At 62.1% G+C, this 13273-nt stretch carries 12 protein-coding genes; all 12 read left to right on the top strand.

All coding sequences use genetic code 11. From position 1 onward, the window contains the following. The 12 genes from AC6H1L_RS11925 to AC6H1L_RS11870 all read left to right on the top strand — a co-directional run bounded on the left by AC6H1L_RS11925 (nucleotide 1) and on the right by AC6H1L_RS11870 (nucleotide 13263). A complete protein-coding gene (locus AC6H1L_RS11925; RefSeq protein ID WP_497601543.1) occupies nucleotides 1-747 on the top strand; it encodes a phosphoribosylaminoimidazolesuccinocarboxamide synthase in 747 nt (248 codons plus the stop codon). Between the two features lie 78 nt (nucleotides 748-825). Then, the gene (purF, locus tag AC6H1L_RS11920) at nucleotides 826-2409 is read left to right on the top strand and encodes an amidophosphoribosyltransferase (RefSeq protein WP_497597723.1); all 1584 of its coding nucleotides are present in this window, start codon (nucleotides 826-828) and stop codon (nucleotides 2407-2409) included. Nucleotides 2410-2492: 83 nt separating this feature from the next. Continuing rightward, nucleotides 2493-3770 (top strand): phosphoribosylamine--glycine ligase, encoded by a 1278-nt coding sequence (purD, locus tag AC6H1L_RS11915; protein ID WP_497597722.1) that lies wholly within the window; start codon nucleotides 2493-2495, stop codon nucleotides 3768-3770. 92 nt (nucleotides 3771-3862) lie between these two features. Further along, nucleotides 3863-4360, top strand: a complete 498-nt coding sequence (locus AC6H1L_RS11910) for an AIR carboxylase family protein (RefSeq protein ID WP_497597721.1) — start codon at nucleotides 3863-3865, stop codon at nucleotides 4358-4360. Then, the gene (purN, locus tag AC6H1L_RS11905; RefSeq protein WP_497597720.1) at nucleotides 4341-5039 is read left to right on the top strand and encodes a phosphoribosylglycinamide formyltransferase; all 699 of its coding nucleotides are present in this window, start codon (nucleotides 4341-4343) and stop codon (nucleotides 5037-5039) included. Before AC6H1L_RS11910 ends, purN begins: the two co-directional genes overlap by 20 nt. A 298-nt stretch (nucleotides 5040-5337) precedes the next feature. Continuing rightward, nucleotides 5338-5577, top strand: coding sequence for an ADP-ribosylglycohydrolase family protein (locus AC6H1L_RS11900; protein WP_497597719.1), 240 nt, complete (start codon nucleotides 5338-5340; stop codon nucleotides 5575-5577). Between the two features lie 57 nt (nucleotides 5578-5634). Further along, nucleotides 5635-5874 carry a hypothetical protein gene (locus tag AC6H1L_RS11895; protein WP_497597718.1) on the top strand — a complete coding sequence of 80 codons (240 nt, stop codon included), beginning with the start codon at nucleotides 5635-5637 and terminating at the stop codon, nucleotides 5872-5874. Nucleotides 5875-6079: 205 nt separating this feature from the next. Continuing rightward, nucleotides 6080-7684 (top strand): carotenoid biosynthesis protein, encoded by a 1605-nt coding sequence (locus tag AC6H1L_RS11890; RefSeq protein WP_497597717.1) that lies wholly within the window; start codon nucleotides 6080-6082, stop codon nucleotides 7682-7684. A gap of 152 nt (nucleotides 7685-7836) precedes the next feature. Then, nucleotides 7837-9045 (top strand): glycosyltransferase family 2 protein, encoded by a 1209-nt coding sequence (locus AC6H1L_RS11885; protein WP_497597716.1) that lies wholly within the window; start codon nucleotides 7837-7839, stop codon nucleotides 9043-9045. A gap of 190 nt (nucleotides 9046-9235) precedes the next feature. Beyond that, entirely contained in the window at nucleotides 9236-10684 is a 1449-nt protein-coding gene (locus tag AC6H1L_RS11880) for a glycosyltransferase family 2 protein (protein ID WP_497597715.1), read from the top strand. Then, nucleotides 10596-11816, top strand: a complete 1221-nt coding sequence (locus AC6H1L_RS11875; protein WP_497601542.1) for a glycosyltransferase family 2 protein — start codon at nucleotides 10596-10598, stop codon at nucleotides 11814-11816. Before AC6H1L_RS11880 ends, AC6H1L_RS11875 begins: the two co-directional genes overlap by 89 nt. A 100-nt stretch (nucleotides 11817-11916) precedes the next feature. Next, complete coding sequence (locus tag AC6H1L_RS11870) at nucleotides 11917-13263, top strand: hypothetical protein (protein ID WP_497597714.1); 1347 nt, start codon at nucleotides 11917-11919, stop codon at nucleotides 13261-13263. The last annotated feature ends 10 nt before the right edge of the window (nucleotides 13264-13273 follow it).

Genomic DNA, 13273 nt, shown 5'->3' with positions numbered 1-13273 from the left:
GTGACTTTCGGCCCTTTGCTGGCAGAGGGTAAGACGAAGCAGATCTACGCTCATCCCGAAGATCCGACCCTGGTCTACATGGTCAGCAAGGATCAGATCACGGCGGGGGATGGCGCGCGCCGTGACCAGCTCACTGGTAAGGGACGCTGGAGTACCATCACAACGGCCAATGTTTTCCGTCTGCTCAACGCGGCGGGCATCCCAACCCACTTTGTACGCCAGATCAATGACACAACGCTGCTGGTGAAGCGCTGCCAGATGCTGCCCATCGAGCATGTGCAGCGTCGTATCGCCACCGGCTCCTACCTGAAGCGCCACCCCGAGGTCAGCGAGGGCACGCGCTTTGATCCGCTGGTGATCGAGACGTTCCTGAAGGATGATGCGCGTCATGATCCCCAGATCTGGGATGAGGACATCATCAATATGGGCCTGGCAACTGCCGAAGAGATCGCCTGGATGGCCGAGCAGGGGCGCCGCGTTTTTGAGACCCTCGAACGGGCCTGGGCGAGCGTTGATGTCACGCTAGTCGATCTGAAAATCGAGTTCGGGCGCGATAGTGAGGGCAAGCTGTTGGTCGCCGATGTCATCGATAACGATAGCTGGCGCCTCTGGCCCGGTGGCGATAAGAATCGCATGCTCGACAAGCAGGTTTACCGCAATCTGAAGGAGGTCACTGAGCAGGATCTGCAGGGAATCGCCGACCGCTATGCTCTGGTGGCCGACTTGACTGGGAAATTGCGCATCTGAGCAAGGCTACAGGGCGGTGCAGTCCACTTTCTGCACCGCCCGCACCGTTTTGAAGAAGAGGAAAGCAGGAAGGAAGCCATGGAGCGACTGCGCGATGCCTGCGGTATTGTTGGGATCTACGCCAGACCGGGCGACGAGAGCATCGATGTGCGCCAGTATTTGACGCTGGCTCTGACAGCCTTACAGCACCGCGGCCAGGAGAGCGCGGGCATGGCGGTTTATGACGAGGCGGGCCGCATCGCTCATCGTGTGGGCATGGGCAAGGTGCGCGAGGTCTTCTCCGATATGGGCCAGGGTCTGCCCCCTACGCGCTGCGGCATCGGCCATGTGCGCTATTCAACAACCGGCTCCAGTTGCGTCGAGAATGCCGGCCCGTTCGTTGTCGGCGAGCAGGAGGATGGTCAGGATAGCGCACGCCCGCGGGCGATTGCGGTAGCTCACAATGGAAACTTGGTTAATGGGTCGGCTTTGCGCGCGCGCCTGCCGCAGCATTTGCTCTCTTCGACGACCGACAGCGAGGCGATCGCTCTCTTGCTCCTGCTGGTGGAGGGGGCAACTCTGCGCGAGCGTATGCTGACGGCTTTTCCGCTGTTGAAGGGAGCCTATAGTCTGGTGATCCTGGCGGAGGGTAAGCTCTACGCCGTGCGCGATCCCTGGGGGATGCGCCCGCTCTGCCTGGGGCGCATCGGTGACATCTGGATCACCGCTTCAGAGTCGTGTGCCCTCGATCGCATCGGAGCCACCTTTGTGCGAAATATTGAGCCCGGTGAGCTGATCACTATCGATGAGCAAGGCCTGCGCTCGGAGATTCTGGCTCAGGCTCCGCGCCAGACGCTCTGCGTTTTCGAGTATATCTACTTTTCGGATGCCACCAGCTACGTCAATGATCGCTACGTCTATTTGGTACGCGAGGCGCTGGGTCGCGAGCTGGCCCGCGAGCACCCGATAGACGCCGATTTGGTGGTCCCGGTGCCGGATTCGTCGATTCCGGCAGCGCTGGGTTATGCTGCCGCTTCGGGCATTCCCTACGGCCAGGCGATTATTAAGAACCGCTATAGCGATCGTACCTTCATTAAGCCCGATCAGCGTCTCCGTCAGATGGAGGTCGATCTGAAGTTTAATTTCGTACGTCCCAAGGTAGAGGGCCAGCGCCTGGTGATTGTCGACGATTCGATTGTGCGAGGCAACACCATGAAGCGTCTGGTAGCGGCCCTTCGTCATCAGGGAGTGCGTGAGATTCACTTGCGGTCGAGTGCGCCGCCGCTGCGTCATCCCTGCTACTTCGGAATCGACATCCCTCACGAGGATGAACTGATTGCGGCTGGGCGCAGCATTGAGGAGATAGCGGAGTATATCGGCGTCGATAGCTTGGGTTATCTGAGCATCGCCGGCCTGGGGCGGGCCATTGCTTCGGTGCGCCGCCTGGGGGAGGCAGCGGCCCCAGCGCCAGAGATGGCAGAGTCGGGGGCAGCCCAAGCCCAGAGCGATGCCCGGAAAGGCAGAGCAGCAGCCGAGCATGAGGGGCCAGCCTGCTATGAGGAGCTGCTGCATCGCGAGTTTTGCTATGGCTGTATGCGCCGTGAAGGCTGGCCGTTCGACCCTGTTCTAGCCGCCGACGAGTCTCATCCTTTGCCGCTCGCGCGCCAGCCCTCGCGTCCCTGAGCCGTGAGTGAGGCTAGAGGCCGAGTGTCAGCGCGTGAGAGGCGTGCGCGAGGAGTGAGGGGTACAAGGAGGAGTTGCTACCTATGCGAGTATTGGTCATTGGTTCGGGGGCACGTGAGCACGCGCTGCTTTGGAAGCTGGCTCAGAGCCCGCGCGTGACGCGGCTGTGGGCAGCTCCGGGCAATCCAGGCATGGCCGCCCTGGCGGAGTGCGTGCCCATCGGGCTGCACGAGTTGGAGCGCCTGGCTGAGTTCGCTGAGCGCCAGGCCATTGATTTCACCGTCGTCGGTCCCGAGGCGCCGTTGATTGCGGGCCTCGTCGACGTCTTTGAGGCGCGTGGCCTGCCCATCTTTGGGCCGCGGCAGGCTGGCGCTCTGCTGGAAGGGAGCAAGGCTTTTGCCAAGGAGCTAATGGAGGCGGCTGGTATTCCGACCGCCCAGCATCGCAGCTTTCGTGATCCCGCCGCCGCTCTGGCCTATCTGGAGGAGCACGGCGCTCCGGTCGTGGTGAAGGCCGATGGCAATGCCGCTGGCAAGGGGGCAATTGTGGCCCTGGACCTGGAGACCGCTCGTACGGCAGTACAGCAGATGATGGTCGAGCGGGTCTTTGGCAGTGCCGGTGAGGTGGTAGTGATTGAGGATTATTTGCAGGGGGACGAGATCGGTTCGACGGCGCTCTGCAACGGGACCAGCTTTGTGCCGCTGGTGTTAACGCAGGATCATAAGCGCGCTCTGGATAATGATGAGGGCCTTAATACGGGCGGCATGGGTGCCTATGCGCCACTGCCGTTTGTTTCCGCCGAGACCGAGCGCGTGGTACAGGAGCGCATCATCGCGGCAACGCTGCGGGCGCTGCAGGAGCGCGGTATCGCTTTCTCAGGGGTCCTCTATTCGAATATTATGCTGACCGAGCGTGGGCCGATGGTGCTGGAGCATAACGTACGCTTCGGTGATCCAGAGACGCAGGCTATGATGCTCTTGCTGGAGCGCGATGTTGATTTGCTCACGCTGTTGCAGGAGCCACAGCGTCTGGCCGGCGTGCAGCTCTGGCGTCCAGGCTATGCGGTCAGTCTGACGCTGGCTTCCGGTGGCTATCCCGGCAGCTATCGCACTGGCCTCCCGATTCGGGGCCTGGCCGAGGCGAGCCGGCTAGAGCAGGTGCAGGTCTTCCATGCCGGCACCGCTTTGCGCGATGGCGAGCTGGTGACAGCGGGTGGGCGCGTTCTGAGCGTGGCCGCTTATGGCGCTACGCTCGCGGAAGCCCTGGCGCGCGCCTACGAGGCGGCCCGCCTGATCCACTTCGAGGGTATGCACTATCGCCGCGATATTGCTAAACGCGGCCTGCGCGCCCTACAGTCTTAGGCCCGCGCCAGCGTCTACAGCAATGGATAACCTGCTGACTTATTCAGTTCTTTTTCAAGAACAAGAACAAGAAAAGGAGATGTGAGGTTCACATGGCAGCTAAAGTTGTGATTATCATGGGGAGCAAAGGCGATCGTGGTCATGCTGAGAGCATTGTGAAGACGCTGCAGGAGCTGCAACTTGCCTATGAGCTGCGCGTCTGTTCCGCTCACAAGGCCACGCGCCGCCTGCTGGAGATCCTGGAGAGTTACGAAGGGAGCAGCGACCCCATTGTCTATATTACGATTGCCGGGCGCTCTAATGCTTTGTCGGCGGTAGTTGACGCCAACACGCGCTTTCCGGTGATTGCCTGCCCGCCTTACAGCGACCGCTTCGCGGGCATGGATGTGCTCTCGTCGCTGCGCCTGCCTTCGGGCATCGCCTCGCCGACGATTCTGGAGCCGGACGGGGCGGCGCTGTTGGCAGCCAAGATGCTGGCACTCTTTGATCAGGATCTGGCCCGGCGTCTGGCGACCTATCGCGAGCGTTTCGCCGCCGAGCTGGAGCGCGCCGATGCCGAGGTGCGCGGTCATGGTGGAGCCAGTGCCTAGAGCAGACATGTGTCAGGGGGAGCCAGGCGGCAAGGTCGAGCCTGTACCACATCTGCGTCTGGGGGTACTGATCTCCGGCAGTGGAACTAATCTGCAGGCGATTATCGATGCTTGCGAGAGCGGACGGCTGCATGCGGCTGAGATCGCCCTTGTGGTGAGCAATGTGGCCGGTGCGGCGGGCCTGCAGCGCGCGCTCAGACACCGCCTGCCAGCGATCTATCTGCCGTGGCGCGAGCGCGAGGAGAGCGAGCAGCGTCTTGCGGCACTGCTGGAGCTGTTCCGCGTCGACCTGGTGGTATTGGCGGGCTGGATGCGCATTCTGAGCGCCGAGTTTCTGGCCCGTTTCCCGCGGCGGGTGATCAACCTGCATCCGGCGCTCCTGCCCGATGATCCCAGCGCCGATGTGTATATCGCCAGCGACGGCAGCGCTATCCCGGCTTTCCGGGGCCTGCATGCCGTTCGCCAGGCACTGGAGGCCGGCGTCAAAGTCACGGGGAGCACCGTCCACTATGTGACGCCAGCGGTCGACGCCGGTCCGGTGCTTTGTCGGGCGGAGGTGCCCATTCTGGAAGGCGACACAGAGGAAACGCTGCATGAGCGCGTTAAGGCCGTCGAGCATGTGCTTGTCATCGAGGCTATCGAGCGCTGGCGCTCGCGCGAGTTGCTCCCCCAGCTTTAGCGGATAGGCTGTCTGTCCTCCCGGCCTCTTGAGGCAAGAGGAGGCCTGTCAGGTTGTACCCTGCTTCTTTGCGAGATAGCTACGCAAAGTCAGGAAGCGGCGTGAGATCATGCCGCTTCCTTTTTTGGAAGCAGGCCAGAGAAAAGTATAGGTAATCCCAACTTCTATAGATGCCAAGCTTAAGAGCAGGAGACTTTAATGGCTGGTAGCCTCTCTCTGAACGAGCGTTTCCAGGGAGCAATGCTTTATGGAGCGATCAGCGATGCTCTTGGCTGGCCTGCCGAGGTGCTCATGCCGCTTGAAATACCTCCAACACCCTCAGCAAGGCATCATCGTCGCTGTGAATACTTTTGGCAGCGATACCGACACGATTGCTCTCTTCCTCGGCAGCCTTCTGGGCGCTTTTTATGGCCTGCAGGCCATGCCCCCAACGCTCATGAACCATGTCCAGGATCATCACTTCCTGACGGCGATCGCTCGTCGGCTTCATGATATCGCCTCGGCCACTGTCACTCCGGAGGAGTCAACAGAGGGGTAGAGCGATCGCCGAGCATTCTATTTCAATATTCTCTCCTGGGAAGTTGCCTTTCATGAGATGTTCCAACGCGAATACCAGGACAGCAATACGCTGATCCATCCAGCTCTGGGCCTGGGAGCCATCCTCTCTCAGGAGGAACAGCCTTTACGCCGCGATGGCTATGTTGCCCGTCTGATCCGCGTACAGTTCAAGTGTGGTCAGACGTTCGTTTTCCACTCGCGGATCAAAGAGCACGAATCGCCCTCAGAAAGCCTGGCCAGAGAGGTAGCCCGGGCATTGGAAGAGCCAGAGCCATGAGAAACAGCAGGCAGCCACCTTCTGAAAGGTCTGCCATCAGTCCGCAGCCGCCCCGATGAGATCTCGTATGCAGGGAGGCGGAGGAAGGCAAGCGAGCACTGGGACTGGTCGGAAAGCGCGGAGAGGTTATAGAATGGTGAGTGAGACGAGGGGTTCGCCTTGGATGCCGCCCGACTGTCCGTGTTCGTGGAGGTAGCCTTGCCAAATGAGAATCGTCAAATTGCTCTTCATCTGCCACCTGGCGGCGCTTGTCTTTGCCCTGGGTGGCCTCCTGATTATTCTGCCTCATCCTGAACTGTGGAACAGCAATCCCATCGGAGTGCGTATCTTCCAGTTCGCCCTACACTGGGCCGGCTCGCTGCATATCCTCTTTGGAGCAGCTACCATGCTGCTCTTTGGCCTGCTCTGTATCGATGCGCGGCGTACACTAGTCTTCTTCGCCACCTCGGTGCTCATCTCTATTGCCGTGAGCCTGCTCAGCCTGATGGGCATCCCGCTGAGCACCGCCTCCTTCTCCGCCTTCCCGGGTCCGAAGCTAGCCGGCATCGTCCCCTACTCGCTTCCGCTCTCATGGTTCTATATGGGCTTCACATCCTATCTGCTGGCCAGCAAACTAACCGACCGGCTCGGGTTGGAGCGACAGACGCTCTGGTCGTTGGTGCTCGGCACCTACTTTCTGACAGTCTGGGATTTGGCCCTGAACACCGTGCTTGTGAGCGGACGCCTCGCCACAGCGACTGGTCTACTGAGCAGTTATAGCAGCGCCTACGGTTTGCCAGTGGGGAACCTCTTTTTGTGGATCGTTAACTGCCTGCTACTGATGGCAATCAGCCGCTGGTTGTGGCGCTCCCATCTCGATGTACACCACCTGGCGATCTGGCTACCGTTCGCTGTCTATACGGCCAATACCGGCTTTGTGATGGCCCTCAACCTGGGTAGCGGTCTCTGGTCGCCGCTGCTCTTGACAGCGGTCTTTGTCCTGGTGCCGGAGTCGCTGGTGGTCTTCCCCCGCGAGGAAGGGTCTCCCCACCCTCAGCATCCGGGCCGCCGCGCGCTGAGCCAGTCGACCTGGCTTCTGATGCGTGCGGGCGCCCGCGCGATCTCCCATTGGGCGGTGCGCATTCGCGTCGAGGGCTTAGAGCAGGTGCCCCGCAAGGGCCCGGTATTGATTGCCGCTCGCCATTTTCACTACTTTTATGATGGCTATGCCTTGCTACGGGCCATCCCGCGCCGCCTGCATACCGTTGTCGCCCTCGACTGGCTGCGCTCGAAGTCCTCACGCTTCGCCATTGAGCTGGCCTGCTCGCTAGTCGACTGGCTCGTCGTACTGCGCAGCGAGCAATTCCGCGAGCAGGAGACCAGCAGCAACGGTAAGCCCCGCGCGTATAGTCAGCGCGAGGTGCGGCGCTACTTGCGCCAAATGGCCAGGCGCGCGGTCAGCCTGCTCCGGGCGGGCGAGGTCCTCATTATCTTCCCGGAGGCCTATCCGAATATTGACCCCCATCCCTCGCCCAAATCAAATCTGGAGCAGTTTTTGCCGTTCCGCCCCGGCTTCGTCAAGCTGGTCGAGATGGCAGAGCGCGATGGCCGTACGCAGGTGGCCGTCGTCCCGGCTGGTCTGGCCTACGCCCGCGAAAATGGACGCCACCAGCGCTGGCGGGTCACTGTGCGCTTTGGCCCAGCGCTTTACCGCCGAGATTTCTCCTCTGCCGAGCAGATGCGGCGCGTGGTCGAGGAGCAGGTGCAGCTCCTCTCCGCAGCTACACCGCCACCTTCCTCCCCACGCAGAGAAGGCCCTCTCTCGGTGTAACAGTCCAGCCCTGGTCGGCCCCTTCTTTGGCCCGCTTCACGCTACAATATACGCGCTGCCAGGGCCCCGGAGGGGGCCCTGCTCGCGCTTGAAAAGAGCACGCTTGCTTTGCTACTTACTTATTCAGTCAGTAAAGGCGGAATTATAGAGGTATGCCAAAAGTAACGCGCCTCTTGAGCGCACTACGTACCCTCCTGCTCAGTGCCAGCGTTCTAGTGGGCCTGTGGCAGGACTACCGTATTCAGAAGGCCATTCGCGAGACAGCTACGCCTCGCCCGCGGCGGCTGCCGCAGCCAGCTCCACGTGTCTCCATTATTCTGCCTGTGCGCAACGAGGAGGAGAATATCGATGGCTGTCTCGCCTCGCTGTTAGGTCAGGACTACCCTGATTTTGAGGTCATTGTTGTTGATGACGGCTCGACCGACGCCACGCCGGCGCGCCTGGCCACCTGGCAGCAGCGCGACTCGCGTCTGCGCGTCACGCGCGTCGACGAGCTGCCCCCCGGCTGGGCCGGCAAGGCCCACGCCCTTCACACCGGCGCCACTCTGGCAAGCGGCGACTGGCTGCTCTTTACCGACGCCGATACGCGCCACGCCCCCCAGACCCTGCGCCTCATGGTCTCTCATGCCATTGCTCACCGCCTTGATCTGCTCTCGATGTTCACCGAGATGCAGATCATTGGTTTGGCAGCTCGCTTGCTCACGCCCATGACGGGTCTGCTGCTGACGATACTGATTACGCCCGGCGAGATTCGCAGTGCCGCCCATCCGCGTCAGGCCTTCGCCTTTGGTCAGTACATCCTGGTACGGCGCGAGGCGTATGAGGCTACAGGAGGCTTTGCCGCCCCGGAAGTGCGAGCCTCCTTCACCGAGGACATGGGGATCGCCCAGGTCTTTAAGCGCCAGGGTTGGCGCGAGGACATCGTTGGGGGCTGTGGCCTCGTGAAAAATGTGCAGTGGACAACCTGGCGCAGCGCCTGGCGGGGCTTGCGCAAGGGCGCCTATGGGAAGCTGGCACCTTATCCGTTGCTGGGCCTGGTCGGGGGCTGCTTCCTGATCTACTATGGTCTGGCCCCGCTCTTGACCCTGCGCGAGGCCTTGCGCCCTGGGCGCTTGCGTCAGGAGCGCCTGTCGGCCCTCCTGGCATTGTTGGCTCTCTGTTTGCAGATCGATAGCAAGCGACGCTTTGGCCAGGCTTTCGGGCTGCCAGCACGCTGGGCTTTGCTGGCTCCAGTGGCCAGTACGGCCTTTGGTATGTTGCTGCTCGATACGATGCGCCTGGCCCTCAATGGCCAGGGAGCTGACTGGAAGGGCCGCCGCGCTCCACGTCTCACCAAAACCAATATGTTACCTTTATTGTAGGAGGCCGTAAGGAGAGCAACAGGCACACTAGCTATCGCTCCGCCGTCTCGCCTGGCTGATTAGTACGCGCTATGGCTAGCTGGCTGTATAAGCCAAAGCCGGGACGGCAGAGCAACCGGTCAGCTACTGGTAGGTATCGGTGATTGATGGTTCCTGAGAGGACGCGCCTTGCAGCAGCGAGGTGTCTAGCATGAAGCTGTCGCAGTTTTTCTTACAGCTACAACTGTTCTTCTTGCTTCTGATCACTATAGTCGCTTTCTGGCAGCGCCGGCGCATCAAGAAGGGCATCAAGGAGCTGATTCCTCTCGATAAAGAGGCCTCGCTGCCGGAGCCGGCGCCTCGCGTTTCCATTATTCTCCCAGTACGGAACGAGGAGGCCAATATCGATGCCTGCCTGGCTTCTCTGTTGGCCCAGGACTACCCTGATTTTGAGGTCATTGTTGTTGATGATGGCTCGACCGACGCCACGCCGGCGCGCCTGGCCACCTGGCAGCAGCGCGACCCCCGCCTGCGCGTCACGCGCGTCGACGAGCTGCCCCCCGGCTGGGCTGGCAAGGCCCATGCCCTTCACACCGGCGCCACTCTGGCAAGCGGCGACTGGCTGCTCTTTACCGACGCCGATACGCGCCACGCTCGGCACACCTTGCGTCGCGCTGTAGCCCACGCTATCACTCATCATCTCGATCTGCTGACCCTTTTCACCGATACTCGCCTGCCCGGGGCAGCCGCGCGCCTGCTGACAGCCATCGGCGCAACACTGCTGGCCATGCTGGCGACGCCCGGCGAGATGCGTGATCCGCACCAGCCAACGCGCGTGCTGGCCGTTGGCCAATACCTGCTTGTGCGGCGCTCAGCCTACCTGGCTTGCGGTGGCTACAGCGCCCCCGAGCTGCGCTCGACTTTCTCGGATGATATTACGCTGGCCTGGTATCTAAAACGCCGTGGCTGTCGTGAGGATATTGTGGCTGAGCGCGGTCTCGTCTTCAATGACCAGTGGACGACCTGGAAAAGCGCCTGGGAGGGCATGCGTAAAAGCAACTACGGCCTTGTAGCCAGCAGTCCCCTTCTGGGCAGCGCTCTGGGCCTGGCCCTCATCATCTATGGTCTGTTGCCACCCTTCACGTTGGTGCGTCAGCTGTGGCGCTGGCGCCCTCACAGACGGCACCAGCCTCAGTCACGACCATCGCGGCGCTCAGGCCTGCTGGTGACTGCTCTGGCAGCGCTGGCTCTCTTTTTCCAGATCGACACGAAGCGGCGTTTTGAGCGCGAATACCGCTTGCCCTGGGCCTGGTCGTTGACGGCTCCGCTGGGATGGGCCACCTTTGGGCTGTTGATGCTCGATACGACGCGGCTTGTGCTGAGTGGACGCGGCGCTACCTGGAAAGGGCGCATGGCTCCACCTCAGCATCGCTCTGTTCACCCGCTGGCGTTCATGGGCAACGCCCTCCAGCGTCTGCGCCCACGCGCCTCGAGAACATCTGGCGGCTTCGCCCACTACTTCACTGGACTGTGCAATGGGAAAACGCTTTCAGCTTCTTTCCTGGCTACACATCGCCTATCTCTGCCTGACCACCCTGGGAGCCAGTTGGCAGCTCTGGCGCGTTCGTCGCACGCTCAAGGAGACGCTGCCTCCCAGTGAGGCCCCTTTGCCGGACCCGGCGCCTCGCGTTTCAATCGTGGTGCCGGTCCGCAATGAGGAGCAGCATCTTGGGGCCTGCCTGTCGTCCTTGCTGGCTCAGGATTACCCTGACTTCGAGGTGTGGGCCATCGACGACGGCTCGACGGATGCCACGCCGGCCCTGTTGGCCATCTGGCAGCAGCGCGACTCGCGTCTGCGCGTCACGCGCGTCGACGAGCTGCCCCCCGGCTGGGCCGGCAAGGCCCACGCTCTTCACACCGGCGCCACCCTGGCAAGCGGCGACTGGCTGCTCTTTACCGACGCCGATACGCGCCATGCCCCCCAGGCCCTGCGCAGGATGATGGCCCATGCGCTATCTCTGCGACTGGACTTCCTATCGATGCTAACAGGGGCGCGCCTCGTGGGAAACGGCTCGCGCCTGCTGACGCCAGCGGGAGCTATCTTGATGACGCATTTCGCTACGCCTGCAGAAATGCGCGACTCGCGACAGCCGAATCGCGCACTGGCCGTCGGTCAGTATTTGCTGGTGCGTCGCACGGCCTATGAGGCAAGCGGCGGCTACAGCGCTCCTGAGCTACGGGCCAGCTTCGGCGACGATGTGGGCCTGGCCCAGTTTCTGAAACGGCGAGGCTGCCGCGAGGACTTTGTCGATGGGCGCGATCTGGTCTTTAACGAGCAGTGGACAACCTGGCGCAGCGCCTGGCGGGGCTGGCGCAAAAGCGTCTACTCGGTGACGGCCTCGGCTCCCTGGCTCTGCCTCGGCGCCGGCCTGGGATTGATCAGCTACGGTCTGTTACCTCTGCTTAGCCTGGTGGCAGCCCTGCGATGGCTGCAGCGCCGGCAGCGGGGGCGCTCTGCCTTGACGCTGGTCCCCGCTCTGCTAACGCTGTCCCTGCAGATACTGGCGCGCCGTAGTTTCGAGCGCGAACAGGGACAGCCCCTTGCCTGGTCCTTGCTCGCACCAGTCGGCTGGATCGCTTTCGGCCTGTTAATGCTCGATACAGTGCGCCTGGCCCTGAGCGGGCAAGGGGCTGAATGGAAGGGACGCCTTGCTCCCCATCAGCCACCAAGCATTCAAGCGCTGGGTCTGCCCTTGCCTCTTCGGCGCCGCAGCCGCCCTCACAGACCTTAGCTGGCGCGAAACGAGAAGTGCCAGCTAGGGTGAGGTTGCTTCAGCCTGGCCATGATGCTGCTTACTTATCTGTCTCTGCCTGTGGTAGAATAGGTTCACCATGCATGATCTGTGGGCAGATGTCGATCAAGAATACTCTCAGGTGGCAGCACGCGCGGGTGCCCGTGCCCGCTCTGCCCGTCAAGGGGATCTGCTGACCTCTCTGCGCCTTTGGCTTCAAGAGGAGTATCTTGCCCGCTATTGTCGGGCATTACAGCAGAATCCTCTCTATCGGCGCTGCTATTGGATCGACGCCCTGGGCGGTGAGCCGCCACGGGAAGAGCAGGCCGCTGTCAGGCGTGAGGCGGGCGGCGAGGAGAGCGCCAGCCCGCGAGAGCGCCCTACAGGCAAGCGACGCGCTCAGTCTCAACCACAGCATCCCTGGCTGCAAGCATTAAGCTCTCTCTCGGCTCGCCTGGCCTCTGAGGGTCGCTCATTTGCTCTCTACGGGCTGCTCTTGACAGGTGCAGAAGGCGGACGCAACCCTACCCGCTCCTCCGCAGCGGGTCTCAGTTCGAGCCCCGGTAGTCACGGGAGACAGCTCGTGATTCCCCGGGAAAGCGGCCCGATTGCTGCTAGCTGGCCGGAAGCCGCCACAGCCATCCTGCAGGCTCTTGATCAGGCGCCGGCGGTTTTCGCCCTCAATCCACTGGCCCCGGTGCCTTTCCGCTATGAGGACCTGGAGCCGCTTTTGCTGCGCGCTGCCCCGACGGAGCTCTGCCTGCTGATCATGCATCGCCAATTGGAGAGCCGCCTGCGCGCCGCCCGTCGCCACGAGCAGCAAGCTGCCGTTTTGCTCAGCCTGCTGCGTAGTGATCGCTGGCGGGCCTTGGTCCCTCGCGATGAGGCCGCCCCGCTCTCCCCGGAGGCGCTCGCCGAGTTACTCGACCTGCTGTTGTCCCAGATTCAGCGTCACTTTCCCCTCGCGCAGCGTATTGCTCTGCCCCGCGCAAGCGGTCCCGCTCACATCGAGGCCGCTCCCTATACGCTGCTCTTCGCCACACGCCGTCAGGATAGCCTGCTAGTCATGAATGACGCTGTCTGTACCTATTGGCGTCGGCTGGAGGAGCAAAGTCAGGCCAATCTGCTCGGCAGCGCCTGGTTTCAAGCGCGGCGCGAGGAGCGCCGGGCCGCCGCCCGCGAACAGCTCTATCAGCGCACATTACAGACAGGGCGCGCTCTACGTAGCCGACGCTGGCCTGATCTGCGTCAGCAGCTTATTAGCAGCACTTTTGGCCAGTTCACCCAGGCCGAGCATGATGCCATCATTCAGCGCCTGCTGCGCGAAGGACAGGTACGCTGTGAATGGCGACGCGCCCGCCCCGCCCAGGCGCCCGGACAGAGCGATGAGCCAGCGGAGCCGGTACCTGGTCCAGACGACCTGCTGATCTGGCCAGCTACCCGCTAGAGCAGAGGAG

Source organism: Thermogemmatispora argillosa (genome assembly GCF_059696725.1).
The sequence above is the reverse complement of the archived record's forward strand: the minus strand, read 5'-3'. Positions and strand labels throughout refer to the sequence as shown.